A 25,806-nucleotide genomic window follows, 5' to 3' on the forward strand; every position below is an offset into this window, starting at 1 on the left:
TGGCGCGCTCAGGCAGTGGCGGGCGGCTGCGGCGCCCGGCCGTGGGGGCGGGTGTCACGCGTCAGCGGTCGAAGCCCAGTTTGTCCACCAGCACGCTGGCCTGCTTGCGGTGCTTGGCCATCTCGGTCAGCGACAGGCTGTCGGCCTTGAGCGTGCCGACGGCGGCGGCGATCACCGGGTCCAGCGTCACGCCGGCGCGCACCGGGTACTCGTAGTTGGCCTGGGCATAGAGCTCCTGGGCCGACGGCGAGGTCAGGAACTCCAGCAGCTTCACCGCGTTGGCGCGCTGCGGCGCATGGCGGGCCACCGAGGCGCCGCTGATGTTGACGTGGGTGCCGCCGGTCTTGGCGAAGGTGGGCTTGATGACCTTGATGGCGTCGCCCCACTTGCGGGCGTCGCTGCCTTCCTTGGACGTCTTGAGCTGGCCCACGTAGTAGGAGTTGGCCAGGCCGATGTCGCAGATGCCGCCGAGGATGTCGCGGGCCACGTCACGGTCGCCGCCCGCCGCCTTGCGCGCCAGGTTGGCCTTGACGCCCTGCAGCCACTTCTCCGTGGCGGCCTCGCCGTTGTGGGCGATGTGGGCGGCGATCAGCGCGGTGTTGTAGGGGTGCTGGCCGGCGCGCGTGCAGACCTTGCCCTTCCACTTCGGGTCGGCCAGGTCCTCGTAGCGCAGCGCGGTCAGCGGCAGGTTCTTCTCGGCATACAGCACGCGGGCGCGCAGCGACAGCGCGAACCACTGGCCGTCGGCGGCGCGCAGGTGGGCCGGGATGGCCGACGTCAGCTCGGCCGACTTGACCGGCTGCGTGACGCCGCCTTCCACCAGGTCCAGCAGGTTGCCCACGTCCACGGTCATCAGCACGTCGGCCGGCGAGCGGGTGCCCTCGGCCTTCACGCGCTCCAGCAGACCGTCCTTCACGAACACCGTGTTGACCTGGATGCCGCTGCGCATGCTGAACGCGGTCAGCAGCGGCTTGATGAGGCCGGGCTCGCGGGTGGTGTAGATCGTCACTTCCTCGGCAGCCTGCGCGGGCAGCGCGGCGGCCAGGCACAGCGTGAGGGCGGCGAAGATCGCGCGGCGAACGGGTGCGCGTTGAGCGATGGACATGCGTGGGTTCCTGGTGGCTGCGGCCGCCACGGCATGTGGCGGATTGGATGAGAACCATTATCAAGCAGGTCCGCGCTCACAAGTCCGTAATCACCTCAGGATGGCCGGCCAATGCCAGGTGCGTGACCAGCGGCAGCCCCGGCCCCCAGGCGTGGATCAGCCAGCCGGCCGGCTCCAGCGCCAGCGCCAGCGGGGCGCCGGGCGCCAGGTCCAGCGCCAGCTGGTGCGCCGTGGACGGCGCCGTCACCGCCGGGGCATGGGCGATGCGGCCCAGCGTCATGCGGTGCAGGTGGCCGCAGGCCACCAGTTGCACCTGCGGGTGGGCGGCGATCAATGCCTCGAAAGCCGGCAGGCCCTGCTGCAGCGCCATCGTGTCCATCACCGCCAGGCCGCTGGCGTGCGGCGGGTGGTGCAGGGCCACCAGCGTGGGCAGGTCCGGGCGGGCGGACAGCAGCGCGTCGGCCTGGGCCAGCCGGACTTCGTCCAGCCCGCCCTCCGGGCGGCCGGTCTGCAGGCTGTCCAGCACCACGAGGCGCAGCGGGCCGGGCAGGTCCAGCGCGTACTGGATGGCGGGAGCGTCGGCGTCGCCCAGATGCACGCCGGCCGTGCCGGCGAAGGCGGCCTGCAGCGCGCGGCGTTCGTCATGGTTGCCGGGCAGCAGGGCCAACGGCAGGCCGGCGTCCAGCAGCGGTTGCAGCAGCTCGCGCAGCCGGGCGTACTCGGCCGGGTGGCCGGCGTCCACCAGGTCGCCGGTGGCCAGCACGGCCACCGGGCGGGGCCGGATGGCCAGCACGCGGTCGACCGCATGGCGCAGCGCGGCGGCGGTGTCGACACGGCCGGAGATCAGCGTGCCGGGGCGGGTGATGTGCAGGTCGCTGAGCTGGACCAGCAGGTAGGGCGTGGCGTCCATGGGCGGCGACTCTAACGGCGTGTGACCCGTCGCCAGCCCGGCAAGCTCACTTCCTCATCAAGGTACTTTTCCCGAACAGCGATTCGATCAGGTCCACCGCCACCAGCGCGGTCTTGTTGCGCTCGTCCAGCGCGGGGTTGAGCTCCATGACGTCAAGCGAGGCCATGCGGCCGGTGTCATGGATCATCTCCATGCACAGGTGGGCTTCGCGGTAGGTGGGGCCGCCGCTGACGGTGGTGCCCACGCCCGGGGCCATCACGGGGTCGAGGAAGTCGACGTCGAAGCTCACGTGCAGGTGGGTGTTGTCGTCCAGCGTGGCCAGCGCCAGCTCCATCGTGTGGCGCATGCCCACCTCGTCGATGAAGCGCATGTCGAAGACCTCCAGGTCCTGCTCGTGCACGAAGCGGCGCTCGCCCTCGTCGACGCTGCGGATGCCGATCTGGCGCACCCACTTGGGGCTGATCGCCGGCGTCTGGCCACCGATCTCGATGAGCGCCTGCGGGCCGAAGCCGCACAGGCAGGCCACCGGCATGCCGTGGATGTTGCCGCTGGGTGTCAGCGCGCTGGTGTTGAAGTCGGCGTGGGCGTCCAGCCACAGCACGCGCAGCTTCTTGCCGACGTCGCGGCAGTGGTGCGCCACGGCCGCGATGGAGCCCAGGCCCAGGCAGTGGTCGCCGCCCAGCAGGATGGGCATGCGGCCGGTCTTGAGCTCGTCGTAGACGGCGTCGTGCACCGTGCGGTTCCAGGCCACCACCTCGGGCAGGTGGCGGTAGCCGTCGGTGGGCGGCAGCCAGGGGTTGGCGGGGCCGGTGAGGTTGCCGCGGTCCAGCACGTCCACGCCGCGCGCGCGCAACGCCTCGGCCAGGCCGGCCACGCGCATGGCCTCGGGGCCCATGCTGGCGCCACGAGCGCCGGCGCCGATGTCGGTGGGGGCGCCGATGAGGGAGACGTTGCGCAGTTTGGTCATGGCGTGGGCGGGCTGGACAGCTCGGGTTGGTTCTCGAGCACGCGCCAGGCTTCCTCGGCGGTCTCGACGTAGTGGAAGAGCTGCTCGTCGCCGGGGCTGATCATCCCGGTCTCCAGCAGCAGCTCGATGTTGAGCAGGCGGCTCCAGAACTCGCGCCCGAACAGCAGGATGGGGCGGCGGCGGCTCTTGCCGGTCTGGATCAGCGTCAGCGACTCGAACAGCTCGTCCAGCGTGCCGAAGCCGCCGGGGAAGCACACCAGCGCGACCGAGCGCATCAGGAAGTGCATCTTGCGCAGGCCGAAGTAGTGGAAGCGAAAGCACAGCTCCGGCGTGATGTACGGATTGGGGTACTGCTCGTGCGGCAGCACGATGTTCAGCCCCACGCTCTTGCCGCCCGCCTCGTAGGCGCCGCGGTTGCCGGCTTCCATGATGCCGGGGCCGCCGCCGGTGGCGACGACGACGGGGCAGCCGCGGTCGGCGCAGGCGGTCGTCACGAGCTGCGCGAAGCGGCGCGCCTCCTCGTAGTAGCGGCTCATGGCCAGCTTGCTGCGGGCGACGCGCAGCTGCGTCTCGTCGCCGCTGGCCTCGGCTGCGCTCAGCAGCGCCTGGGCGGCCTCGGCGCTCGGGATGCGGGCGCTGCCGAAGATGACGATGGTGGATTTCACGCCCTGCTCGTCCTGCAGCAGCTCGGGCTTCATCAGCTCCAGCTGCATGCGCACGGCGCGCATGTCCTGGCGCAGCAGGAAGCTCTCGTCCTTGAAGGCCAGCTCATAGGCGCTGCCCGGGCCGTCGTAGTCGGGGTGGGGCTGCAGCGTGCGGCATTCCTCCCGGGCGGTCGGGAAGTTGCGCGTCGGGACGTCGGTGGGCTTCATGGGCGGAGCAGATTCTGGGTGGGTCACCGCCGGATTTTGTGCCCCAAAACCGGGCCGCCGCCGGATTTCATCCAGCGGTTCTCCGCAGCTTCACGGGCCGACGAACTGGTTGCGCCCCAGCGCCTTGGCCCGGTAGAGCATGTCGTCCGCACCGGCCAGCAGCTCAGCGGCGACCAGGCCGTGGCCCGGGTCGCAGGTGATCAGTCCGCCGGACAGCGTGATGTGGCTGGCCACCTCCGACGCAGGGTGCGGCAGGGCCGCGCCCCGGAAGACGCGGGTGATGGCCTGCGCCAGCATGCGAGCGCCGGAGCGCGGCGTGTCGGGCAGGATGATCGCGAACTCCTCGCCGCCGAAGCGTGCCACCGAGTCCATGGGCCGGCGCGCCACCTGGCGCAGCAGGGTGCCGACCTGGCGCAGGCAGTCGTCGCCGGCACCGTGGCCCAGCGCGTCGTTGTAGCGCTTGAAGAAGTCCACGTCGCACAACATCAGCGTGATCGGGCTGCGGGTGCGGGCGCACATGCGCAGCGCCTCGTCGAGGTGGTCGTCCAGGCCGCGGCGGTTCAGCAGTCCGGTCAGGGCGTCGTGCGAGGCCTGGCGCTGCAGCTCCCGGTTGGCGCGGTGCAGCTCCTCGGTCACCGCCTGCAGCTGCGCGCGCATGGCGCGCAGGCGCTCCATGGCGTGCAGCTTGGCTTCGAGCACCACCGGGTGCACCGGCTTGGTCAGGTAGTCGTCGCCACCTGCGGCGATGCCTTCGGCCACCCGCGTGGCCTCGGAAATGCTGGACATGAAGATGACCGGCGTCCAGCCGTTGTGCACGCGTTCGCGCTCGCGAATCTGCCGTGCCAGCCAGTAGCCGTCCTCGACGGGCATGGCCACATCGGACAGCACGAGGTGCGGTTGATGGCGGTCGAAGAGTTCCAGCGCCCACGCGGCCCCGGAGGCCTCGATCACTTGATGGCCCAGCCGGTCGAGCACGTAGGCGACGCTGCCGCGCACGCTCTCGTCGTCATCCACCACCAGGATGCGCAGGCCTGTCGAAGTTTGGACCGTCATGGCGCGCGATGAGAGCACAAGGCGCAGCTCGGGTCGCGCTGCAGGGCGATCTCGCTCCACTGCATGCGCCGGCCGTCCAGCATCAGCAGCCGCCCGGCCAGCGGCTCGCCGATGCCGGCCAGAACTTTGAGCGCCTCGGCCGCCTGCAGGCTGCCGACGATGCCCACCAGCGGCGCGAACACGCCCATCGTCGAGCAGGCCGCGTCCTCGAAGCCCGACTCGGGCGGGAACAGGCAGGCGTAGCAGGGATGGGCGGCCGAGCGGCTGTCGTAGACGCTGATCTGGCCATCGAAGCCGATGGCCGCCCCGGAGACCAGCGGCTTGCCGTGCCGCACGCAGGCAGCGTTGACGCGGTGGCGGGTGGCGAAGTTGTCGGTGCAGTCGATGACGACGTCGGCCTGCGGTGTCAGCTCGTCCAGCAACGCCTCGTCGGCCTTCTGCGCCAGCGCGTGCACCTGCACGCCCGGGTTCAGCGCGGCCATGCGGGCGGCGGCGGACTCGACCTTGAGCCGGCCCAGGCTGGTCATGTCGTGCGCGATCTGGCGCTGCAGGTTGGTCAGCGACACGGTGTCGTGGTCCACCAGCGTGAGGCGGCCCACGCCGGCCGAGGCCAGGTACAGCGCCACCGGCGAGCCCAGGCCGCCCGCGCCGATCACCAGCGCGTGGGCGTCCAGCAGGCGCTGCTGGCCCTCGATGCCCATCTCGTCGAGCAGCAGGTGGCGGGAGTAGCGCAGCAGGTCGTCGTCGGTCATGGCGGGAGCTTAAGCGCCGCTGCCGGGCCCGAGCCGGTCCACCGCGTCGCTGATGACACCGTCCACGCCTTGGGCGATCAGCCGCGCGGCCTCGGTGGCGTCGTTGACGGTGTAGGCCAGCGCCCGCCAGCCGCTGGCGTGCAGCTGCTGCGTGAGCGCGGCGTCCATCAGCCGCCAGTGGGTGATCACGGCCACCACGCCCAGCGCGCGGGCGGTGTCGGGCCAGCCGGGCCACAGCGTGTCCAGCAGCAGCGCGCGGGGCAGGGCGGGCTCGGCATCGCGGGCGGCGGCCAGCGCCTCGGGCTGGAAGCTGCTCAGCAGCGGCGGCAGCGCGGCGCCGGCCCACAGCCGCGCGGCTTCGCGGGCCACGGCCGCGCCGGTGGCGGCCTCGGTGCCCGGGCAGGGCTTGATCTCGATGTTCAGCGCGCAGCCGTTGGCGCGGCAGAACGCGGCGATCTGGGCCAGCCGGGGCAGGGGCTCGGCGGCGTAGGGCGGGCTGTGCCAGGCGCCGGCGTCCAGGCGGGCGAGCTCGGCCCAGTCCTGCCCGGCCGGTGAGCCCTGGCCGCCGGTGGTGCGCTCCAGCGTGTCGTCGTGCAGCAAAAAGGCTTCGCCGTCGCGGCTCAGCTTGGCGTCACATTCGAAGGCTCGCCAGCCCAGCGCAGCCCCGGCGCGGAACGCCGCCAGCGTGTTCTCCGGGGCCAGCTTGCCCGCGCCGCGGTGCGCGAGCCACAAGGGGTAGGGCCAGGGCTTCATTTGCCGGATTCTGGAGGGAAATACCCCGCTGCGATAATTCGCCCCCTCTATGAACGCACCGCATCCCCTGATGCCGGCCGCCGCTGATGTGGCCGACACCGTCGCCCACGACGCCCCGCGCCTGCGCGAAATTCCGTACAACTACACGTCGTTCTCCGACCGCGAGATCGTCATCCGGCTGCTGGGCTCGCGGGCCTGGACGCTGCTGGACCAGCTGCGCGGCGAACGCCGCACGGGCCGCTCGGCGCGCATGCTGTACGAGGTGCTGGGTGACATCTGGGTGGTGCAGCGCAACCCCTATCTGCAGGACGACCTGCTGGACAACCCCAAGCGCCGTGCCCAGCTGATCGAGGCCTTGCACCACCGCCTGGGCGAGGTGCAGAAGCGCCGTGACCCTGGCAGCGACCCGCAGCGCGACGCTGCCGTCGGCGAGCTGCTGCAGGCGGCGCGCGCGGCGGTGGCCGAGTTCGACAAGTTCTTCGACAGCACGGCCACGCTGCGCAAGCGCGCCGCCAAGACGCTGGCCCGCCACACGGCCAAGGACAACATCAAGTTCGACGGCCTGTCCCGCGTGTCCCATGTGACGGACGCGACCGACTGGCGCGTGGAATACCCCTTCGTTGTGCTGACGCCCGACACCGAGGCCGAGATGGCCGGGCTGGTGGGCGCCTGCTTCGAACTGGGCCTGACCGTCATCCCGCGCGGCGGCGGCACGGGCTACACCGGCGGCGCGGTGCCGCTGGTGTGGAACAGCGCCGTCATCAACACCGAGAAGCTGGAAGCGCTGCGCGGCGTGGAGATGCTGCGTCTGCCGGGCCTGGACCGGGACGTGCCGACCATCTTCAGCGAAGCCGGTGTCGTCACGCAGCGCGTGGCGGACATGGCCGAGGCCAATGGCTTCGTCTTCGCGGTGGACCCGACGTCCGCCGAGGCCAGCTGCATCGGCGGCAACGTGGCCATGAACGCCGGCGGCAAGAAGGCCGTGCTGTGGGGCACGGCGCTGGACAACCTCGCCAGCTGGCGCATGGTGACGCCCGAGGCCAAGTGGCTGGAGGTGACCCGCCTCAACCACAACCTCGGCAAGATCCACGACGTGGAGGTGGCGAGCTTCGAGCTGCGCTACTTCGATGCGTCCGGCAAGACGCTGGAGCGCACCGAGCGCCTGGACATCCCGGGCCGCGTGTTCCGCAAGGAAGGCCTGGGCAAGGACGTCACGGACAAGTTCCTCGCCGGCCTGCCGGGCATCCAGAAGGAAGGCTGCGACGGCCTCATCACCAGCGCGCGCTGGATCGTGCACCGCATGCCGGCGCACACGCGCACCGTCTGCCTGGAGTTCTTCGGCAACCCCAGGGATTGCGTGCCCAGCATCGTCGACATCAAGGACTACATGTTCTCGATTGCCGACACGGGCGTGCTGCTGGCGGGCCTGGAACACCTGGACGACCGCTACCTGAAGGCGGTGGGCTACGCGACCAAGAGCAAGCGCGGCGGCTTCCCGAAGATGGTGCTGATCGGCGACATCGTCGGTGACGACGCGGACGCGGTGGCGCACGCCACCTCGGAAGTCGTGCGCCTGGCCAATGGCCGCTCGGGAGAGGGCTTCATCGCCGTCAGCGCCGATGCGCGCAAGAAGTTCTGGCTGGACCGCAAGCGCACCGCCGCCATCAGCAAGCACACGAACGCGTTCAAGGTGAACGAGGACGTCGTGATCCCGCTGCACCGCATGGGCGAGTACACGCTGGGCATCGAGCGCATCAACGTCGAGCTGTCCCTGCGCAACAAGCTGGAGCTCGTCACGGCGCTGCAGGCGCTGTTCACGACGGGCAAGCTGCCGCTGGGCAAGAGCGACGACGCGGGCGAAATCCCCAGCGCCGAGCTGCTGGAAGACCGCGTGCAGCAGGCGCTGGCGCTGCTGCGCGAGGTGGGCGAGCTCTGGCAGGACTGGCTGAACGGCCTGGACACCGGTTTCTTCGAGCAACTGCAGACGCATGAGCTGCGCGCCTCGTGGAAGACGCAGATCCTCAAGCCGCTGCAGACGCTGTTTGCCGGCGCCGCTTTCGAGCCGCTGCTGGCCGAGTGCCGCCGTATCCACAAGGACGTGCTGCGCGGCCGCGTGTGGGTGGCGCTGCACATGCATGCCGGCGACGGCAACGTGCACACCAACATCCCCGTCAACAGCGACAACTACCAGATGCTGCAGACGGCCCACGAGGCCGTGGCCCGCATCATGGTGCTGGCGCGCAGCCTGGACGGCGTGATCTCCGGCGAGCACGGCATCGGCATCACCAAGATCGAGTTCCTCAGCGACGACGAGCTGGCCAACTTCACGGCCTACAAGCAGCGCGTGGACCCCGAGGGCCGCTTCAACAAGGGCAAGCTGCTCAAGAACGACGCGCTGCCGGCCGACCTGCGCAACGCCTACACGCCGTCCTTCGGCCTGATGGGGCATGAGTCGCTGATCATGCAGCAAAGCGACATCGGCGCCATCGCCAACTCGGTGAAGGACTGCCTGCGCTGCGGCAAGTGCAAGCCGGTCTGCGCCACGCATGTGCCGCGCGCCAACCTGCTCTACAGCCCGCGCAACAAGATCCTGGCGACCTCGCTGCTGGTGGAGGCCTTCCTGTACGAAGAGCAGACGCGCCGCGGCGTGTCCATCAAGCACTGGCAGGAGTTCGAGGACGTGGCCGACCACTGCACGGTCTGCCACAAGTGCGCCTCGCCCTGCCCGGTGAAGATCGACTTCGGCGACGTGACGATGAACATGCGCAACCTGTTGCGCAAGATGGGCCAGAAGACCTGGCGCCCCGGCAACGCGGCGGCCATGTTCATGCTGAACGCCACCAACCCCGAGACCATCAAGCTGGCCCGCACGGCCATGGTGGGCGTGGGCATGAAGGCGCAGCGCCTGGCCGTGGACCTGTTCAGGCCGGCGGGCCGCAAGCAGACGGCGGCGCCGCGCGCGACCGTCGGCGCCGCGCCGATCAAGGAACAGGTCATCCACTTCATCAACAAGAAGCTGCCTGGCGGACTCCCCAAGAAGACGGCGCGTGCGCTGCTGGACATCGAAGACAAGGACTACGTGCCCATCATCCGCCCGCCGGCCACGCCGAGCGAGACGGAGGCCGTGTTCTATTTCCCCGGCTGCGGCTCGGAGCGCCTGTTCAGCCAGGTCGGCCTGGCCACGCAGGCCATGCTCTGGCATGCCGGCGTGCAGACCGTGCTGCCGCCTGGTTATCTGTGCTGCGGCTACCCGCAGCGCGGCTCGGGCCAGTTCGACAAGGCCGAGAAGATGATCACCGACAACCGGGTGCTCTTCCACCGCGTCGCCAACACGCTGAACTACCTCGACATCAAGACCGTCGTCGTGTCCTGCGGCACCTGCTACGACCAGCTGCAGGGCTACAAGTTCGAGGACATCTTCCCCGGCTGCCGCATCATCGACATCCACGAGTACCTGCTGGAGAAGGGCATCACCCTCGGCTCCAAGAGCAGCTACCTGTACCACGACCCCTGCCATTCGCCGATGAAGCTGCAGGAGCCGATGAAGACGGTGAAGGCGCTGGTGGGCCCCGAAGTCGTGAAGAGCGAGCGCTGCTGCGGCGAGAGCGGCACGCTGGGCGTGACGCGGCCCGACATCTCCACGCAGGTGCGCTTCCGCAAGGAAGAAGAGCTTCGCAAGACCGAGGCGCAATTGCGCGAGTCGGGCAAGGTCGGCGCGCAGGACAACCTGAAGATCCTGACCTCCTGCCCCAGCTGCCTGCAAGGCCTGACGCGCTACGGCGACGACCTGCAGAACGGCCTGCTCGAAGCCGACTACATCGTCGTCGAGATGGCCCGCCAGATCCTCGGCGAGAACTGGATGCCGGACTACGTGGCCAAGGCCAACGCAGGCGGCATCGAGCGGGTGCTGGTGTGAGCTGCGTTTTGTGTGAGAGCGACGGCGGCCTTGTCGTCGCACGCACGCCGCAATTCCGCGTCATCCGCGTCGTCGATGGCGACGAGGCACGGCGCTTCCCGGCCTTCTACCGGCTGATCTGGAACGCGCATGTCGCCGAGTTCAGCGACCTCCCGGACACGGACAGACACGCCTGCATGGACGCTGTCACCGAGATCGAGCGCGTTCTGAGGTCTTTGCTGGCGCCGACCAAGATCAACCTCGCCGCGCTGGGCAATGTCGTGCCGCATCTGCACTGGCACGTCATCGCCCGCTTCGAGTGGGACAGCCATTTCCCGGCGCCCGTGTGGGCCGCGCCGCAGCGGGACGAGGTGGCCGGTGGCGCCGCCGCGCGGCTGGCGCAGCCGCTGGCAGCGGTGGACGCGGCGATCGCGCAGGCGCTCAGCTGCCGCTGCTGATCCGCACGCTGCGCGCGGCGGTGCGCGTGCCGTCACTGCTGCGCTTGCCTTGGGGGTTAGGGTCGATGAGGGCGACGGTGAAGCGGTACACCTGGGCTTCAGCCGTCTTCTGCGCAGCGCAGTCCACGCGGTACATCGCGCTGCGGACGCTGCGTGCCACGGTGTTGGACACGCCCTTGGCAGTGACGGCGCTCACCTGCCCGTTCTCCAGCACGAACTGGACGTTCACTTCGCCGAAGCGATGGGTGTCGTGCCAGGTGCGTGCCAGCGCGCGTGTCAGTTCGTCGTCGATGCTCGGGCAGGCGACATGAACGTCGCTGCGCGGCACCGTCTCGATCACTCGGCCGCCTTGGACTTCCACGCGTTCCAGCATCGCCGACTGGGCGAGTGCCGGGCCTGCGGCCAGCGTCAGCGTGGCGAGAGCGGCGAGCAGGCGGCGGGTGTTGCGCAGGGTGTGGGACATGAGGGACTCCTTGATCGATGGGTGTTGCGGGAGACGACACTGAATTGCGTCGACCTGTGCTCAGGCTAGGGGCTCGGTCGAGCGCACCCAAGGCACTTGGGATGAGTTGCGTCTGCCGTGCGATGGCCTGTCGAAAACCGAGGCCGAACTGAGTTCGCGCCAAGACGGGCTGTCAGCCCTGGCCCATGTCATTCGTCACGGCCCTGCGCCATCCGGACTAGCACTATCGGGTGGGTTCCGTCCCTGCGTGGGGTGACAAGGTCGGCATGCACCCGCTGACAGACTTCGCCCCGCTTCGGAATGCGCCGGGCCGGCAGGGCAAGGGAGTGCGGGAGACCTGCCGGCAAGCCAACAACAAGGCGGCGCCGCCCAATGTGGAGATCCCACGGGCCGAGCCGGCCTGCCGTCCGCCACGGTGACTTTTGCGGAAACATCCCATGAGATTCGTTGTTGCAAACAAGAAGTCCCTGATCGCGCTGGCCTGCGGGCTGCTGGCGGTGGGCGCCGTGCAGGCTGGTGTGTCCAACGTGCAGGTCGATGTCGGGCTGGCCAGTGCCGTGCAGCGCGCCGCCCCGGCCACCGACCGCCTCATCGTCGGCTACCGCGATGCCGTCGAGGCCGACCTCGCCGACGCCCGCGTGCTGCGCGCCCGCAGCCTGGACGCGACCGCGCTGTCCAGCCGGCTGGGCTCGGTCAACGCCCGCCTGGCCCAGCGCGGTGCCCAGGCCCGGCTGCTGCGCCAGACCGGCACCGGCGCGCATGTCTTCAAGCTGGACCGGGCGCTGGCCAACGCCGACCTGGAGCGCCTGGCGGCCGAGCTGAAGGCGGCCGACCCCAACATCGCCTACGCGGAACCCGACCGCAAGATGTACCCGCTGCTGACGCCCAACGACACCAGCTACACCTCGCAGTGGGACTTGTTCGAGACCACCGGCGGCATCCGCGCGCCGGCGGCCTGGGACCTGGCCACCGGCACGGGCGTCGTGGTGGCCGTCATCGACACCGGCATCCGCCCGCACGCCGACCTGTCGGGCCAGACCGTCGCCGGCTACGACATGATCAACGACACTGCGGTCGCCAATGACGGCAACGGCCGTGATGCCGATGCCAGCGACCCGGGCGACTGGACCGCCGCCAGCGAGTGCGCCGCCGGCGACCCGGCCTCCGGCTCCAGCTGGCACGGCACGCACGTGGCCGGCACCATTGCCGCCAAGACGAACAACGCGGCGGGCATCGCCGGCATCGCCTTCAACGCCAAGATCCAGCCCATCCGCGTGCTGGGCAAGTGCGGTGGCTACACCTCGGACATCGCCGACGGCATGGTTTGGGCGTCCGGCGGCACCGTGTCCGGCCTGCCCGCCAACGCGACGCCGGCCAAGGTGCTGAACCTGTCGCTGGGCGGTGGCGGCGCCTGCACGACCACCTCGCAGAACGCCATCAACAGCGCCCGCTCGCGCGGCGCGGTGGTCGTGGTGGCTGCCGGCAACGAGAACCAGAACGCCAGCAACTCCAGCCCTGCCAACTGCAGCGGCGTCATCACCGTGGCGGCCACCGACCGCAACGGGGCACGCGCCTACTACTCCAACTACGGCACGGTCGTGACGCTGGCCGCCCCGGGCGGCGACGTGCGCTCGTCCAGCAGCAACGGCATCCTGAGCACGCTGAACGCCGGCACGCAGGCGCCGGGGGCGGACAACTACGCCTGGTACCAGGGCACCTCCATGGCCGCACCGCACGTGGCCGGCGTGGCAGCCCTGATGTTCAGCGCCAAGCCCACGGCGACGCCGGACCAGATCAAGGCCGCGCTGCAGAGCAGTGCGCGCGCCTTCCCGGGCAGCTGTTCGGGCTGCGGGTCGGGCATCCTGAACGCGCAGGCGGCGGTGCAGGCCATCACGGGTGCCACGACGCCGCCGACGGGCGCGGTCAACGAGACGGAGTCCAACAACACGCGGGCCACGGCCAACACCGTGTCCGCACCGGCGACCGTGAACGGCAGCATCGGCTCCACCAGCGACACCGACTACTTCAAGGTGACGCTGCCGGCCGGCAAGTCGCTGTCGGCGGCGCTGACCATGGGCAGCGCGAGCAACGACTTCGACCTGTACGTGCGCAACAGCTCGGGCACCATCCTGGCCCGCAGCGAGAAGGGTGCCGGCCAGGTGGACAGCGTGACCTACGCCAACGGCGGCTCGTCGGCCGTGACGCTGTACGTGCATGTGCAGCGCTACAGCGGCACGGGGGCGTATTCGCTGAGCCTGCAGTGGTGAGGTGGATCGGCTGATCCGTTGATCAGCTGATCGGCTTGTTGAGGGGGCGAGGTCTTGGGGCCTCGCCCTTTCTTGTTTGGGTTGCGGGGCAATGCCGCGTTGCCCGAGCGATGTCGTGGTATGGCGGGTCATGACCCGCCATCGGGCCGCGTGGCAACGGCGCCGGCGGGTCGCGACCCGCCCGACCCATGCCGTGTTTCCCGAGCGATGTCGTTGTAGGGCGGGTCATGACCCGCCATCGGGCCATGTGGCAATGGCGCCGGCGGGTCGCGACCCGCCCTACCCAATGCGGCGCTGCCCGAGCGATGTCGTTGTCGGGCGGGTCATGACCCGCCATCGGGCCGCGTGGCAACGGCGCCGGCGGGTCGCGGCCCGCCCTACCCAATGCCGCATTGCCCGAGCGATGTCGTTGTAGGGCGGGTCATGACCCGCCATCGGGCCGTGTGGCAACGCCGCCGGCGGGTCGCGACCCGCTCTACCCAATGCGGCGCTGCCCGAGCGGCGTTGTCTCGCTCACCAGACCGTCAGCGGGTCCTTGGCCACCATCGCGCTGCCTGGCTTGCAGGAGAAGGCCTGCGAGAAGTAGGGCGTGTTGGCCATCGGCGTCAGCACGCGGTACTTGGCCGGCGAGTGCGAGTCCGTGCGCAGCTGGTTGATCAGGAACTCCGTGCGCACCTTGCTGCGCCACACCAGCGCGTTGCTGATGAAGAAGCGCTGCGCCGGCGTGTAGCCCGCCGTCTTCTTGTCCAGCGGCGTGCCGCTGCGCTTGAGCGCGCGCAGCAGGCCCTCGTAGGCAATGGGCAGGCCCGACACGTCGGAGATGTTCTCGCCCAGCGTCAGCCGGCCGTTGATGGTGTAGCCCGGCAGCGGCGAGATGGCGCCGTAGCGCTCGGCCACCTTGTCGGCGCGCGCCTTGTAGCCGGCGGCGTCCTCGGCCGTCCACCAGTCGGTCAGCGAGCCGCCGGCGTCGAAGTTGCGGCCGCTGTCGTCGAAGTGGTGCGTGATCTCGTGGCCGATCACCATGCCGATGCCGCCGTAGTTGGCCGCGTCGTCGGCCGTGGCGGAGAAGAAAGGCGGCTGCAGGATGCCGGCGGGGAAGATGATCTGGTTCAGCCCGCCCGCGAAGGCGTTGACGATGTGCGGGCTGATGCGCCAGCGGTCGCGCTCCACCGGCGCGTCCAGGTCCTTGATCTGGCGGTCGCTGTGCCACAGCGCGGCCTTCAGCCAGTTGCCGGCGTAGTCGGTGCTGCTGAGCTGCAGGCCCTCGAACTGCGGCCACTTGGCCGGTGCGCCGATGACGGGCTGCATCTTGGCCAGCTTGTCCAGCGCGCGGGCCTTGGTGGGGGCGGTCATCCAGTCCAGCTTCTCGATGCGCTCCTTCATGGCGGCGCGCACGTCCTCCACCAGCTGCAGCGAGCGCTTCTGCGCCTCGGGCGAGAACGCGCGGGCCACGAACAGCTCGCCCAGTGCCATGGCCACCGGCTCGGTGCCGGTGCGGCCGCCGATCTGCAGGATGACGTCCTCGTTGCGCGGGGCCGGGGCCTGCAGGCCGGTGATGGCCTTGCCGCGGTACTCGAACGAGGCATTGGCCAGCGCCTTGGGCAGGCGCGGTGCCAGCGCGTCCAGCACGCGCAGCGCCAGGTAGCTGCGCCAGACGTCCAGCGGCGTCTCGGCCGCCAGCTGGCCCACGCGGGCCGCGAACTCGGGCTGGGCCACCAGCAGGCGCTGCGGCAGCTTGGCGCCGGCCGTCAGCACGGCCAGGTAGGCCGTCCAGTCCAGCCCCGGCGCGGCGGTGTTCAGCTCGGCGGGCGACATCGGGTTGTAGGCCGCGTTCGGGTCGCGCAGCTTGGCGCGCTCGCGCGAGGCCTCGGCCAGCCGGGTCTCGAAGGCGGCCAGCGCGTCCAGCTCGGCGTCGCCCGCGGCCAGGCCGGCGCCGGTCAGCAGCGCGCGGGTGTAGGTGCGGTAGGCTGCCTTGAGCGTGCGGGTGCGGGCGTCGTCGCGGAAGTAGTCGTCGCGGTCCGGCAGGCCCAGGCCCGACTGGCCCAGCCCCAGCACGTTCTTGCGGGTGTCCTTGCGGTCCGGCTGCACGCCATAGCCCAGCGGCGCGCTGACGCCGCTGCGGTTCAGCAGCGCCAGCAGCGCGGGCAGGTCCTCGCGGCGCTGCAGCGCGTTGATGCGGTTCAGCAGCGGCGTGGCCGACGTCAGCCCGCGCGCCTCGATGGCCGCCTCGTCCATGCCGCTGGCGTAGTAGGCGGCGATGAGCTTCAAGCCCGGCGTGGCCTGCAGCGACGGCTGGTCGGCCAGCTCCTTGAGCGCGCGGTTCAGCAGCTCGTCGTTGGCCTGGCGCAGCTGGTCGAAGCTGCCGATGCGGGCGCGGCTGGCGGGCAGCTCGGTGACGGCATCCCAGTTGGCGTTCACGAAGCTGTAGAAGTCGTCGCAGGGCGAGACCTCCCTGGACAGGTCGCGCAGGTCCAGGGCCGGGGCCTGGGCGGCCAGGCCCAGCAGGGTCGCTGCGAGGGCCAGGCGGGTACGGTGGAGGCGGGGCATGTGGATGGTGCTCAAAGCCGTGAAAACGCCCGATTAGAGCGGCTGCCCGGCCCGTCGGCCGGAAGCCACAGGGCATGATCCCGGGTTTACACCAGGATTCGCCACCGTTCATGAAGCCGTACCCGCGCCTGGCGCTCGCGCTTGCCGCCGTGTTGCTGTCGTCGTCCGCCGCCCTCGCCCAGCCGGTGCAGGGGCAGGGCGCCACCTTCCCTTCCAAGATCTACGACGCCTGGGGCCGCGCCTTCCAGAAAGCCGGCGGCGCCGCCGTGGCCTACAAGGGCACGGGCTCGGGCGACGGCATCAAGCAGATCACCGCCCGCAAGGCCGACTTCGGCGGCACTGACTCCCCGCTGCCTGCCGCCGAGCTGGCCAGCCGCAAGCTGGTGCAGATCCCCATGCTGGTGGGCGGCGTCGTGCCGGTGGTCAACCTGCCGGGGCTGGGCGCCTCGCTGCAACTGGACGGCGAGCTGCTGGCCGACATCTTCCAGGGCCGCGTCAAGGTCTGGAACGACGCGCGCATCGCCGCGCTCAACCCCAGCCTGGTGCTGCCGGTGCTGCCCATCCGGCGCGTCGTGCGGGCCGAGAAGTCCGGCACCAGCGAGGGCTTCAGCCGCTACCTGGCGGGCGCGTCGGCGCGCTTCAAGGCCGAGGTGGGCGCCAGCCAGGCACCGGCCTGGCCCGGCGACCCGCTCAAGGCCGAGGGCAACGACGGCATGGTGCAGACGCTGCGCGCCACGCCCGGCGCCATCGCCTACGTGTCCTTCGACCGCGTGCTGCGCGACCGCCTGCCCGCCGTCAAGCTGCGCAACGCGGCCGGGCGCTTCGTGTTGCCTACCGAGGCGGGTTTTCGTGTCGCCATCCTGGAGAGCGACATGCACCGCCAGGGCGACGACCTCGCCACGCTGCTGGACCGCCCCGGCAACGACGCCTGGCCCATCACGCTGACCAGCTTCGTGCTGCTGGACGCCGAGCCCGCCACCGCCGCCAAGGCGCTGGGCGCGATGAAGTTCCTGTACTGGTGCTTCATGCATGGTGACGACCTGACCCGCGGCACCGGCTTCGCGCCGCTGCCCACCAGCGTGCAGTCCCGCCTGGCGGCGCGCTTCACGCAGGTGCGGCCCAAGGACGGGCAGTTGCCGGCCTACCAGGCCTTCTGATCCGCCGTTCGGGTGGGTGCCACCCACCCGCCCGGCGAGCGGCGGGTCATGACCCGCCCTACGAATGCACCCGTAGGGCGGGTCGAGACCCGCCGTTCCGGGGGGGAGGACAGCCCCACCCACCTGCCCGTGCGGCCGGCGAGTGGCGGGTCATGACCCGCCCTACGAATGCACCCGTAGGGCGGGTCGAGACCCGCCGTTCCGGGGTGGAGGACAGCCCCACCCACCTGCCCGTGCGGCCGGCGAGTGGCGGGTCATGACCCGCCCTGCGAATGCACCCGTAGGGCGGGTCGAGACCCGCCGTTCCGGGGTGGAGGACAGCCCCACCCACCTGCCCGTGCGGCCGGCGGGCGGCGGGTCATGACCCGCCCTACGAATGCACCCGTAGGGCGGGTCGCGACCCGCCGTTCCGGGGTGGAGGACAGCCCCACCCACCTGCCCGTGCGGCCGGCGGGCGGCGGGTCATGACCCGCCCTACGAATGCACCGGTAGGGCGGGTCGCGACCCGCCGTTCCGGGGTGGAGGACCCACCCACCCGCCCGTCACCGACGCCCGCGCCGTCGCCAGGCCAGCAAGCCGGCGGTGCAGAGCGCCCAGCTGGCGCCTATCAGTGCCAGCGCCCCGGGCCGGCCGGCGCGCTCGGGCAGGGCGGGGCGGTCCACCACCGCCAGCGTCTCCTCGCGCCGCTCGGCGTCCTGCTGCAACTGCTGGTCGGCCAGGCGCAGCCGCAGCAGCAGGCGTTCCAGGCGTTGGTGCTCGCGCCACGCAGCGGCATAGCCGGCGGCTGCGGGCGGGCGGGCTGCCTGCAGCCCTTGCAGCTGCTGCTCCAGCGCCGCCACGAGGGCGGCTTCGGTGCCGTACGGGGCGCTGCCGGGCGCGTACCGCGTGGCCACGCGGGCCAGCCGGGCCTGGGCCTGCTGCAGCGCATGGGACAGCTGCAGCCATTGGGCCATCGCGTACGGGCGGTCGCTGCGCAGCGACGCCTCGTCGATGCCGCTGCGCGCCAGCGTCTCGCGGGCCCGGGCCGCCGCTGCCTGCGCCTCGTGCAGGGCGGCCGCCAGCCGCTGGCGGCGCTCGGTGGCGCCGGCGCGGCGTAGCTGGTCCAGCATGTCCTGCAGCGCCAGCAGATGGAAGCCGGCCATGTCAGCCGCCAGCCAGGGCAGCGGCGCATCCACCTCCACGATCAGCAGCCCGCCCCGGTTGCTGCCCACGCGGACGGATTCGGCCAGCCGCTCGCGGGTGTCGGTGCGGCTGCGCTCCCCCCACAGCGCCTGCAGCGCGAAGTGATCGATGACGCGCTCGGCCATGCTGCGGCTTTGCAGCAGCGCGCCGTACATCGGCAGCCGCGCGGGCGGGGCCTGCACGGCCACGCTGACCCTGGCCGTGTAGACGGGCGCTATCAGCAGCAGGCAGCCCAGCGCCGTCAGCAGCGCGCCTAGCAGCGGCAGCATCACCAGCGCCAGCGCGAATCGCCAGGCGGGGCGCGGCAGCAAGGGGGTCAAGGCTGCAACAGCGCCCGTGCCCCGGCCGGGCTGCTCGACACCAGCGTGGCCAGAAAGTCCTCCAGCGCCGCGTGCGCTTCGGGCGCCTCGTCGGGGTGCTTCAGCAGCACGGAGGCGCGCGCCAGCAAGCCGTCGTTGGCATGGCCGGCCAGCCGGTCTCGCAGCAGGTGCAGCCTCGCGCTCAGCGGCCCATCGTCGTAGCGCGCGCCGGTGCGCAGCCAGTAGCTTGCGGCTTCCAGCCGGCCGCCGCGCCGTGCCAGCAGCCGATGGCCCGGCACGCCGGCCACCGGTGCCGGCTGCAAGGCCAGCAGCTGGAAACCCTGGCCCACGTAGCAGAGCGCGGGGTCATGGGCAGTGTCCGCCAGCACGCCCACCTGGCTCACATGGCTGATGTTCAGCATGAGCAGCCGCCCGCTGGGGTCGGCATAGGTGCGCAGCACCTGCTGGTCATAGACGTCGGCCTCGCCGGGGCCGATGAGGACCACCTGGTCCGGCCCGCCGGCTACCAGCCGCCAGCCGCCCACCTGGGGGGGCAGGTGCTGTTGCAGGTCGATATGCGACGCCCCGGGCGGCAGCGCGCTCGCGTGCTGGACGGCCAGCTGCACGCAGGCCAGCGCCAGCAGCAACGGCGCGGCCTGCGTCCAGCCGGGGCGGGTGATGGGTCCGGCGGGGCAGGGCGGGGCGGGCGCCTCGGTGGGGCGATCCGGGGCAAAGCGGCGCAGCAGCGTGTCGGCCGGCGCCAGCAGCAGCAGCGCCAGTGTGAACAGCAGCAGCCCCGACCCCTCATGCAACAGGCCCTGGCCCAGGGCGCTGCCGCCGTGAAAGGTCAACAGCGCCAGCGCCAGCACGCGCAGCAGGTTGGCGGTGAACGAGATCGGCAGGATCAGCGCCGCCAGCGTGGCCTGGCGCACGGCCGAGGGCTGGCGCAGCAGGTGCAGGTAGAGCAGCCCGAAGGCCTCCAGCATGAACAGCGAATGCAGGCCGGAACAGGCGTCGGCGACATGCAGCTGGTAGGCGCCCAGCTGCAGCACGACACCGTCGCGCGCCACCGGATAGCCCAGGCCGTGCAGCAGCTGCTCGGCCGCAACGCTGATCAGCAGCTTGAGTGGCTGGGTCAGCGGGTCTGTCAGCACCGCAGGCCAGGGCACCAGGAACAGCAGAAAGAAATAGGCAAAGCGCCCCTGGGCGCGCAGCCGTGCCGGGCCACCGGCCCACAGCGCCAGCGCGGCCAGCAACAGCGGCAGGCCCAGCAGGCTGAACTGGACCGTGGCGCTGAGGCGGCCGAGCGCCAGCAGCGCCAGGGCGGGCAGCAGCAGCGCGGCCACGCCGGCCCATGGCGCCGGCCTCGCGGGCGCCCGCCGTGCCGCGCGTCGCCACGTCTGCACGAACAGCGCGCAGCTCGCCAGCAGCACCAGCGGGCCGTGCGAGTGCGCGGGGTTTTGCCAGTAGATGGGCAGCCGCGCCAGCTCGGGTGCGTACAGCGCCAGCGCGGCCCCGGCCACCGCCAACGCGGGGGCCGGGGCCAGCCGTGCCGCGCCCGGGCACCGGGCTGCCCAGGCCTGCATCAGGCGCGGTTGCCGGGCACCGAGCGGCGGCGTGCCAGCCAGCCGATCACGCCCAGCCCGCTGGCCAGCAGCGCGTAGCTGCTGGGTTCGGGCACCGGCGCGGCTGCCGCGACCTGGTCAACCTGGAAGGCCAGCATCTGCGAGAACCCGGCGTTCATCGACAAGGTGTAGCTGTTGAGCGCCCCCAGGTTCGACAGATCGAAGGTGTAGCGGTAGTAGTCGGCCACGCCGTTGGTCAGCACGCTGCTGACGCTGGTAGCCGCCAGCGCCTGGCTGCCGCCGTTGTAGCTCAGCGTGAGGCCGAAGCCGGTGCCGCTGAAATCGTTCACGATGCCCTGGAACACCAGCGTGCCGATGCTGGCGGCCAGCGTGGTGTCGGTGAAGCTCAGCACCGAGTTGCCGCCATACAGGCCGAAGCCGGCGGGGTAGTGGTCGCCGGACTCGCGCTTGAGCACGGCATCTCCCGAGCCCGCGACATTGGCCGTGATGCCGGCGACCAGCTGGGCCGTGGAGCAGGCGCTGGTCGTGCAGCCCAGGCCGCTGCGGTTGATCTGGTTCCAGCCGTCGAACGACGCCGAACCGGCGACATCGGTGAAGGCGTCGTGCGTGGTGTTGGCCTGCGCCAGCGAGGCGGCGGCGAGCAGCGCGGAGGCGAGGGCGATCTGAGTCATCTGCATGGTTTGCTTGGGTAAAAAACGGCGGGGGCCGGGGTTGGGAATCAGAGGTTGAGAGTTTTTCGGCCGTGCCAGAAAGGCGCGTCAAAGCGCCCTCGAACTAGGCGCAAAGCGCAGCCATAGCTCGGGCTATGGCGAGCATTTGCAACGACGGGCGAGGGCGTTTTGGCGTGCAAGGCGGGCATGGGTGAAAAACTCTCAGCCTCTCAGTACTGCAAGGTGACGGACAACTTGGCGGCGCGGCCCGGTGCGTGAAAGCCCACGCCGCCGGCAAAGCTGCTGCTCAGGCAGTAGTCCTGGTTGGTGAGGTTGTCCACGCCGGCGCGCAGCAGCGCCCAGGGCGCGGCCTGCCAGCTGGCGAACAGCTCGTGCGTGTCCACGCCGTAATGCGTGCCCACGCCGGCCGCGTCGGCGGTGCTGGCGCACACGGCCGGCGCGCCGGCGATGTAGGCGCGCCGGTCGGCCAGGTGGCGCAGCCGCCAGCCGGCCTCCACACGCCCCTGCAAGGCGCGCAGGCCCAGCGTCAGGCCGGCGCTGTCGGGCGGCACCGAGTAGCTGTCGGCGCCGCTTTGTTCGGCGGCCGTCTCGTGGACGGCGCGGCGCTTGACCCGCGCCAGGTTGAACTCGCCAAACCACAGCCGGCTGCCGTAGCGCAGCTCCAGCTCCAGCCCGCGGCGCTGCTCGATGCCGGGCTGCTGCACGCGCCCGTCCTGCCAGCGCAGCGAGCTGAGCAGCCGGTCGGTGCGGATGCGGAACAGCGTCAGCCGGCCGAACCACTGCTGGCCGCCCTGCTGCGCCGGCTCCCAGGCCAGCGTCAGCTCCCGGTTGGCCGACTGCTGCGGCACGTACAGGTCGCCGCAGATGCCGTTGGTCGGCGCGTGGTCCAGCGCCGGGTCGTAGGGGCGGCCCAGGCCGGCCGTGTCGTACAGCGGCCGTATCGTGCTGGCCGACACCACGCCGCCGCGCAGCGGGTCGTTGACCGTGCGCATGCACAGCCCGCTCTGCATGGCGGCGTTGGCGCTGCCATCGGCGAAGTACTGGTCGATCAGCGGCGGCCGAAAGCCCTCGTTGTAGCGGCCGGTCAGCGCCAACGCCGTGTGCGGCACGCGCCACGTCAGCGCCAGCGAGGGTTGGGCCTTGGCGAAGCTGATCTCGGGCGTCTGCCCCTCGCGGGCCATGCTGTCGCGTGTGCCGCCCTGGGCGATGACGGTGTAGCGGTCCCAGCGCATGCCGGGCGTCAGCGTCCAGTCGCGCCAGGTGAGGCGCCCCTCGGCGATGAGCGCGTGCGAATGCTTGTCGCCCGGCGGCTGCGCGGCATTGAAGCCGCCGGGCCAGTTCATCTCGTTGAGCCGTGCGTTGGAACTCACGCGCTTGACATCGCGGCGGTTGCGCAGGCCCTGCGCGCCCAGCGTCACCGCCGCGTCCACCTCGCCGAGCTTCAGCGTCGTGTCGGCGAACAGCTCGCCGTTGACGATGTCGTAGTGCCAGTCGTCGTTGCAGTACTCGATGGGCCCGTTGGCGCAAATCTGGAAACGCGTCTCGCCGCGCTTGTGCAGGTCGTGCAGGTGGGTGCGCTCGCGCGCCAGCATGCCGCGCAGCTTGAAGCGCGACGCCGGCTCCCAGGCAAAGCGCAGGTGCGTCGTCGCGTCGTCGATGTCGCGATGCACGATGCCGCCCACGCCCACCAGGCCGCCCGTGGCGTCGTAGGGCTGGCGCTCGGGGCCGGCGCGATAGGCGACGTGACCCAGCTCGATGAACAGCTCGTCGACGGGCGTGAAGCCGATCTTGGCGAGGCGGCTCTCCGAATGCGTGGACGACAGCGTCAGCCGCGTGCCGTCCGGCAGGCGCAGGTCCTGCGAGTCGCGCCGCACGACGGCGGCCAGCAGCTCGATGCGCTCGGCCACCCGGCCGAACACCGCGCCCATGCGCAGCCGTTCGCGGTTGTTCGCGTTGAAGCCCAGCTTGAGCAGCGCGCCGGCCCGCTGCCCGGGCGCCAGCAGGTCGGACGCGTTCTTGGTGGTGGCGGAGATGGTGCCGCCCAACGCCCCCGAGCCCGAGGTCACCGAGGGGCCGCGCTCCACGCTGAGCGTCTTCAGCAACTCGGGCTCCAGGAACACGCCGCCGCCGAAGCGGTACTTCTCGAACCCCTTCACCGCGCCGTCGATCTTGAACAGCACATCCTCGTTGTCCGTGAAGCCGCGCAGCGTGAACCGCATGCCGCTGGCGCGCGGGCCGCCGACGACGGCCACACCCGGCACGTCCTTCAGCACATCAAAGATGTTCTCGGCCTGCCGCCGCTCAATGACCTCGGCGTCCAGCCGCGTGATGGCGCGGTCGGCCGGCAAGCCCAGCTTCTCGGCCACCGGCGCGGCCTGCGTGCGCACCACGGGCAGCATCTCCTCGGGCGGCGGCGCGGCGGGCTCCGCGGCGTTGCCCAGAACGGGCAGCAGGCCGGCCAGCACGGCGGCGAGCGCCCTCATGCCGCCAGGCTCCGGGTCTTGTGCCGGCGCCGCCAGCCGGCGCCGGCACACAGCGCCAGGCCGATCGCGGCGAACGCGTAGGTGCCCGGCTCGGGCACGGCCGCCACCTGGTCGAGCTGGAAGGCCAGCGCATTGGCATGCGTGTCCAGCCCGAAGGTGATGGTGAACGACGACACCGACGTGCCCACCCCCGACAAGTCCCAGGCGAACTGCCCGTAGTTGGGGTTGCTCGCCGAGGCCGACAGCGCATTGCCGTCCATGTCGAAGCCGCCGGCCACCGACGACATCGTGTACACCGGCGCCAGCGACTGGGCGCCGCCGTTGTAGCTCAGCGTGGGCAGGTAGCCGGCCTCCAGCATGCCGTCCACGCCCTGCGAGGTGTCCACCGTCACGAAGCTCTGCAGGTTCACCGAACTCAGCCCGGCCACCGCGTTGCCGACGGTGAAGGAGAACGCGGAGTCGGTGCTCCACGAATACAGGCCGTTGCTGGCCGGGTAATAGCCGCCGGTCAGGCGCTTGAAGCTCGCGGCACCTTCGCCGTGCGCATTGCCGGCCAGGCCGGCGACGAGCTGCGAGGTGGTGATGCGGGCGTTGGTCAACTGGTTGTAGCCATCCGTGGCCGCCGAGCCGGCGACATCGCTGAAGGCGGAATGGGTGGTGCTGGCCCATGCCTGGCCGCTGCCGCTCAGCAGGGCGAGGGCCAGGGCACAGGCACTCGCGTGCAGGGCGGGGTGCATCGTGTGACTCCGAGGGGAAAAAATGGCGCGACCGACCCGAGCCGGTCGCGCCCAAGAGAACGGCCCGCACCCGGGCCGTACGTTGCAGCGGGCTACCACGCGCCAGCCCGTGGCAGCGTGTGACGTCGGTAGCCGCTGCGGGACGTTCAGTGCATCAGTGCTGCGTGGTGGTGGCCTTGCGGCGGCGGGCCAGCAGGCCCAGCACGCCCATGCCGGCCAGCATCAGGCCGTAGGTGCCCGGCTCCGGCACCGGCGCCGCCACCGACTGGTCCAGCTGGAAGGCCAGCGCACTGGCGTGCGTGTCCAGGCCGAAGTTCACGCGGAAGGACGTGACCGGCGTCGTCACCGCCGCGAGGTCCCAGCTGAAGTAGCCGTAGTTCGGGTTGCTCGGGCTGGCCTGCAGCGGGTTGCCTTCCATGTCAAACCCGCCCGCCACCGGCGTGACCGAGTACGACGTTGCCGCCAGCACCTGCGCGCCGCCATTGATGCTCAGCGTGGGCAGATAGCCCGCCTGCAGCAGGCCGTCCACGCCCTGCGAGGTGTCCACGGTGATGAACGACTGCAGCGTGACCGTGCCCAGGTTGGCCACGGCCGACGCCACGTTGATCGCGAACGCCGAATCCGTGCTCCACGAGTACAGGCCGAAGCTCGCGGGGTAGAAGCCGCCCGTCAGGCGCTGCAGCGTGGCGGTCTGGTCCGAGCCGGCGACATTGCTCGCCACGCCCGCGCCGAGCTGGGCCCGGGTGATGCGGGTGTTGACCAACTGGTTGAAGCCGTCGAATGCGGCGGAGCCCGCGACGTCCACAAAGGCGTCGTGGGTGGTGTTGGCGGCGGCGTGGCCGGCGATGGCCAGAAGGGCAGCGGCGGCCAGCGGCGTACGGATGGACAGGTTCATGATCACTCCAGGATTGAGAGCGTCTTCACCTTCACCCAGAGAAGCGATCGGACTGCGAAACAGTGTGGTGTCGGATGCGGCCCCAAGCCGCCTCCGGTGGCCGCTGCGCCAGCGCAGCGGCCGATGCTCACGCCGGCGCTGCCGGCATGAGGCTTGATTTGCTTGTGGCAACGCCTGGCGTCAGCTCGGCGCTCGCGGGAAAGTCGATGACATAGCGGTACTGCTTGCCGTAATGCACCAGCACCTCCTTCTGCCCGCGCTTCAGGATGCGCAGCTCCACCTTGAACTCGCCATAGCCGTCATGGCGCAGCAGCTCCTCGAAGATCTGCGCAATGTGATGCTGGATGGCGCTGGCGGGCGGAGGCACGGTGTCAAGACTCCCTGTTCATGCAAATGCGAATCGTTCGCAATTGTGAAGGTGTGACATCCGTCACGTCAAGCGACTTCGAACAACAAGTTAGGTTTTTTTGTTGGCGCCACGCGTGGCGACGTTTGTGTGGTGGGGCATTGCGGGGTGGCGGGCCATGACCGGCCCACGTTGGGAGGCAGCTCGTAGGGCGGGTCGCGACCCGCCGGCATTGCGGGGTGGCGTCACCCGATGGCGGGTCATGACCCGCCCTACGTTGGGAGGCAGCTCGTAGGGCGGGTCGCGACCCGCCGGCATTGCGGGGTGGCGCCACCCGATGGCGGGTCATGACCCGCCCGACGGTGGGAGGGATGGCGGAAGCGAGGGGGGTGGCGCCCCCCCCGGGGG

General features: G+C 70.9%; 20 protein-coding genes. 4 read left to right on the forward strand and 16 right to left on the reverse strand.

All coding sequences use genetic code 11. From position 1 onward, the window contains the following. Positions 1 to 61: 61 nt before the first annotated feature. From ACG0Z3_RS21430 to ugpQ, 7 genes are all read right to left on the reverse strand, one after another. Complete coding sequence (locus ACG0Z3_RS21430; RefSeq protein WP_394401612.1) at positions 62 to 1,105, reverse strand: extracellular solute-binding protein; 1,044 nt, start codon at positions 1,103 to 1,105, stop codon at positions 62 to 64. Between the two features lie 76 nt (positions 1,106 to 1,181). Next, positions 1,182 to 2,015, reverse strand: coding sequence for a phosphodiesterase (locus ACG0Z3_RS21435; protein ID WP_394401614.1), 834 nt, complete (start codon positions 2,013 to 2,015; stop codon positions 1,182 to 1,184). Positions 2,016 to 2,061: 46 nt separating this feature from the next. Further along, positions 2,062 to 2,982 carry an arginase gene (gene rocF / locus ACG0Z3_RS21440; protein ID WP_394401617.1) on the reverse strand — a complete coding sequence of 307 codons (921 nt, stop codon included), beginning with the start codon at positions 2,980 to 2,982 and terminating at the stop codon, positions 2,062 to 2,064. Continuing rightward, a complete protein-coding gene (locus ACG0Z3_RS21445; protein ID WP_394401620.1) occupies positions 2,979 to 3,854 on the reverse strand; it encodes an LOG family protein in 876 nt (291 codons plus the stop codon). Before ACG0Z3_RS21445 ends, rocF begins: the two co-directional genes overlap by 4 nt. 90 nt (positions 3,855 to 3,944) lie before the next feature. After that, positions 3,945 to 4,907 (reverse strand): GGDEF domain-containing response regulator, encoded by a 963-nt coding sequence (locus ACG0Z3_RS21450; protein ID WP_394401623.1) that lies wholly within the window; start codon positions 4,905 to 4,907, stop codon positions 3,945 to 3,947. Beyond that, positions 4,904 to 5,659 (reverse strand): HesA/MoeB/ThiF family protein, encoded by a 756-nt coding sequence (locus ACG0Z3_RS21455; protein ID WP_394401625.1) that lies wholly within the window; start codon positions 5,657 to 5,659, stop codon positions 4,904 to 4,906. The genes ACG0Z3_RS21450 and ACG0Z3_RS21455 overlap by 4 nt, the downstream gene beginning before the upstream one ends. A 9-nt stretch (positions 5,660 to 5,668) precedes the next feature. Then, positions 5,669 to 6,412 carry a glycerophosphodiester phosphodiesterase gene (ugpQ, locus tag ACG0Z3_RS21460; protein ID WP_394401628.1) on the reverse strand — a complete coding sequence of 248 codons (744 nt, stop codon included), beginning with the start codon at positions 6,410 to 6,412 and terminating at the stop codon, positions 5,669 to 5,671. Positions 6,413 to 6,482: 70 nt separating this feature from the next. Here ugpQ and ACG0Z3_RS21465 point away from each other — a divergent pair, with 70 nt between their 5' ends. Both ACG0Z3_RS21465 and ACG0Z3_RS21470 read left to right on the forward strand, forming a co-directional pair. Next, positions 6,483 to 10,328 (forward strand): DUF3683 domain-containing protein, encoded by a 3,846-nt coding sequence (locus tag ACG0Z3_RS21465; RefSeq protein ID WP_394401631.1) that lies wholly within the window; start codon positions 6,483 to 6,485, stop codon positions 10,326 to 10,328. Then, a complete protein-coding gene (locus tag ACG0Z3_RS21470) occupies positions 10,325 to 10,765 on the forward strand; it encodes an HIT family protein (protein WP_394401634.1) in 441 nt (146 codons plus the stop codon). The genes ACG0Z3_RS21465 and ACG0Z3_RS21470 overlap by 4 nt, the downstream gene beginning before the upstream one ends. Here the strand turns inward: ACG0Z3_RS21470 and ACG0Z3_RS21475 are convergent. Further along, on the reverse strand, positions 10,749 to 11,228 hold the full coding sequence (locus ACG0Z3_RS21475; protein WP_394401637.1) for a hypothetical protein: 480 nt from the start codon (positions 11,226 to 11,228) through the stop codon (positions 10,749 to 10,751). The two genes, ACG0Z3_RS21470 and ACG0Z3_RS21475, sit on opposite strands and share 17 nt — an antisense overlap. A 437-nt stretch (positions 11,229 to 11,665) precedes the next feature. Between ACG0Z3_RS21475 and ACG0Z3_RS21480 the strand changes: the two genes are divergently transcribed. Then, a complete protein-coding gene (locus ACG0Z3_RS21480) occupies positions 11,666 to 13,495 on the forward strand; it encodes a S8 family peptidase (RefSeq protein ID WP_394401640.1) in 1,830 nt (609 codons plus the stop codon). A 513-nt stretch (positions 13,496 to 14,008) separates the two neighbouring features. On the opposite strand, the gene ACG0Z3_RS21485 is transcribed toward ACG0Z3_RS21480, so the two are convergent. Further along, entirely contained in the window at positions 14,009 to 16,042 is a 2,034-nt protein-coding gene (locus ACG0Z3_RS21485; RefSeq protein ID WP_394401642.1) for a M13 family metallopeptidase, read from the reverse strand. A gap of 110 nt (positions 16,043 to 16,152) precedes the next feature. Between ACG0Z3_RS21485 and pstS the strand changes: the two genes are divergently transcribed. After that, entirely contained in the window at positions 16,153 to 17,199 is a 1,047-nt protein-coding gene (pstS, locus tag ACG0Z3_RS21490; protein WP_394401644.1) for a phosphate ABC transporter substrate-binding protein PstS, read from the forward strand. A gap of 542 nt (positions 17,200 to 17,741) precedes the next feature. Here the strand turns inward: pstS and ACG0Z3_RS21495 are convergent. From ACG0Z3_RS21495 to ACG0Z3_RS21525, 7 genes are all read right to left on the reverse strand, one after another. Continuing rightward, positions 17,742 to 18,701, reverse strand: coding sequence for a hypothetical protein (locus ACG0Z3_RS21495; protein WP_394401647.1), 960 nt, complete (start codon positions 18,699 to 18,701; stop codon positions 17,742 to 17,744). Then, positions 18,698 to 20,266 carry an exosortase C-terminal domain/associated protein EpsI gene (locus ACG0Z3_RS21500; RefSeq protein WP_394401650.1) on the reverse strand — a complete coding sequence of 523 codons (1,569 nt, stop codon included), beginning with the start codon at positions 20,264 to 20,266 and terminating at the stop codon, positions 18,698 to 18,700. Before ACG0Z3_RS21500 ends, ACG0Z3_RS21495 begins: the two co-directional genes overlap by 4 nt. Beyond that, complete coding sequence (locus ACG0Z3_RS21505; RefSeq protein ID WP_394401653.1) at positions 20,266 to 20,943, reverse strand: PEP-CTERM sorting domain-containing protein; 678 nt, start codon at positions 20,941 to 20,943, stop codon at positions 20,266 to 20,268. The genes ACG0Z3_RS21500 and ACG0Z3_RS21505 overlap by 1 nt, the downstream gene beginning before the upstream one ends. A 203-nt stretch (positions 20,944 to 21,146) precedes the next feature. Next, complete coding sequence (locus tag ACG0Z3_RS21510) at positions 21,147 to 23,420, reverse strand: TonB-dependent receptor domain-containing protein (RefSeq protein WP_394401654.1); 2,274 nt, start codon at positions 23,418 to 23,420, stop codon at positions 21,147 to 21,149. After that, complete coding sequence (locus ACG0Z3_RS21515; RefSeq protein WP_394401656.1) at positions 23,417 to 24,157, reverse strand: PEP-CTERM sorting domain-containing protein; 741 nt, start codon at positions 24,155 to 24,157, stop codon at positions 23,417 to 23,419. Before ACG0Z3_RS21515 ends, ACG0Z3_RS21510 begins: the two co-directional genes overlap by 4 nt. Before the next feature lie 154 nt (positions 24,158 to 24,311). Then, the gene (locus ACG0Z3_RS21520) at positions 24,312 to 25,052 is read right to left on the reverse strand and encodes a PEP-CTERM sorting domain-containing protein (RefSeq protein ID WP_394401658.1); all 741 of its coding nucleotides are present in this window, start codon (positions 25,050 to 25,052) and stop codon (positions 24,312 to 24,314) included. A 127-nt stretch (positions 25,053 to 25,179) separates the two neighbouring features. Then, entirely contained in the window at positions 25,180 to 25,419 is a 240-nt protein-coding gene (locus ACG0Z3_RS21525) for a hypothetical protein (RefSeq protein ID WP_394401660.1), read from the reverse strand. Positions 25,420 to 25,806 lie beyond the last annotated feature (387 nt).

Origin of the sequence: Pelomonas margarita (assembly GCF_043555875.1) — a bacterium.
In the GTDB taxonomy this organism is placed as follows: Bacteria; Pseudomonadota; Gammaproteobacteria; order Burkholderiales; family Burkholderiaceae_C; genus Pelomonas; species Pelomonas margarita.

Bases quoted from the DNA above. Each gene is read 5' to 3' on its own strand.
- ACG0Z3_RS21430 (WP_394401612.1), bottom strand. From the start codon at position 1,105: ATGTCCATCGCTCAACGCGCACCCGTTCGCCGCGCGATCTTCGCCGCC.
- ACG0Z3_RS21435 (WP_394401614.1), bottom strand. From the start codon at position 2,015: ATGGACGCCACGCCCTACCTGCTGGTCCAGCTCAGCGACCTGCACATC.
- rocF (WP_394401617.1), bottom strand. From the start codon at position 2,982: ATGACCAAACTGCGCAACGTCTCCCTCATCGGCGCCCCCACCGACATC.
- ACG0Z3_RS21445 (WP_394401620.1), bottom strand. From the start codon at position 3,854: ATGAAGCCCACCGACGTCCCGACGCGCAACTTCCCGACCGCCCGGGAG.
- ACG0Z3_RS21450 (WP_394401623.1), bottom strand. From the start codon at position 4,907: ATGACGGTCCAAACTTCGACAGGCCTGCGCATCCTGGTGGTGGATGAC.
- ACG0Z3_RS21455 (WP_394401625.1), bottom strand. From the start codon at position 5,659: ATGACCGACGACGACCTGCTGCGCTACTCCCGCCACCTGCTGCTCGAC.
- ugpQ (WP_394401628.1), bottom strand. From the start codon at position 6,412: ATGAAGCCCTGGCCCTACCCCTTGTGGCTCGCGCACCGCGGCGCGGGC.
- ACG0Z3_RS21465 (WP_394401631.1), top strand. From the start codon at position 6,483: ATGCCGGCCGCCGCTGATGTGGCCGACACCGTCGCCCACGACGCCCCG.
- ACG0Z3_RS21475 (WP_394401637.1), bottom strand. From the start codon at position 11,228: ATGTCCCACACCCTGCGCAACACCCGCCGCCTGCTCGCCGCTCTCGCC.
- ACG0Z3_RS21480 (WP_394401640.1), top strand. From the start codon at position 11,666: ATGAGATTCGTTGTTGCAAACAAGAAGTCCCTGATCGCGCTGGCCTGC.
- ACG0Z3_RS21485 (WP_394401642.1), bottom strand. From the start codon at position 16,042: ATGCCCCGCCTCCACCGTACCCGCCTGGCCCTCGCAGCGACCCTGCTG.
- pstS (WP_394401644.1), top strand. From the start codon at position 16,153: ATGAAGCCGTACCCGCGCCTGGCGCTCGCGCTTGCCGCCGTGTTGCTG.
- ACG0Z3_RS21500 (WP_394401650.1), bottom strand. From the start codon at position 20,266: ATGCAGGCCTGGGCAGCCCGGTGCCCGGGCGCGGCACGGCTGGCCCCG.
- ACG0Z3_RS21505 (WP_394401653.1), bottom strand. From the start codon at position 20,943: ATGCAGATGACTCAGATCGCCCTCGCCTCCGCGCTGCTCGCCGCCGCC.
- ACG0Z3_RS21510 (WP_394401654.1), bottom strand. From the start codon at position 23,420: ATGAGGGCGCTCGCCGCCGTGCTGGCCGGCCTGCTGCCCGTTCTGGGC.
- ACG0Z3_RS21515 (WP_394401656.1), bottom strand. From the start codon at position 24,157: ATGCACCCCGCCCTGCACGCGAGTGCCTGTGCCCTGGCCCTCGCCCTG.
- ACG0Z3_RS21520 (WP_394401658.1), bottom strand. From the start codon at position 25,052: ATGAACCTGTCCATCCGTACGCCGCTGGCCGCCGCTGCCCTTCTGGCC.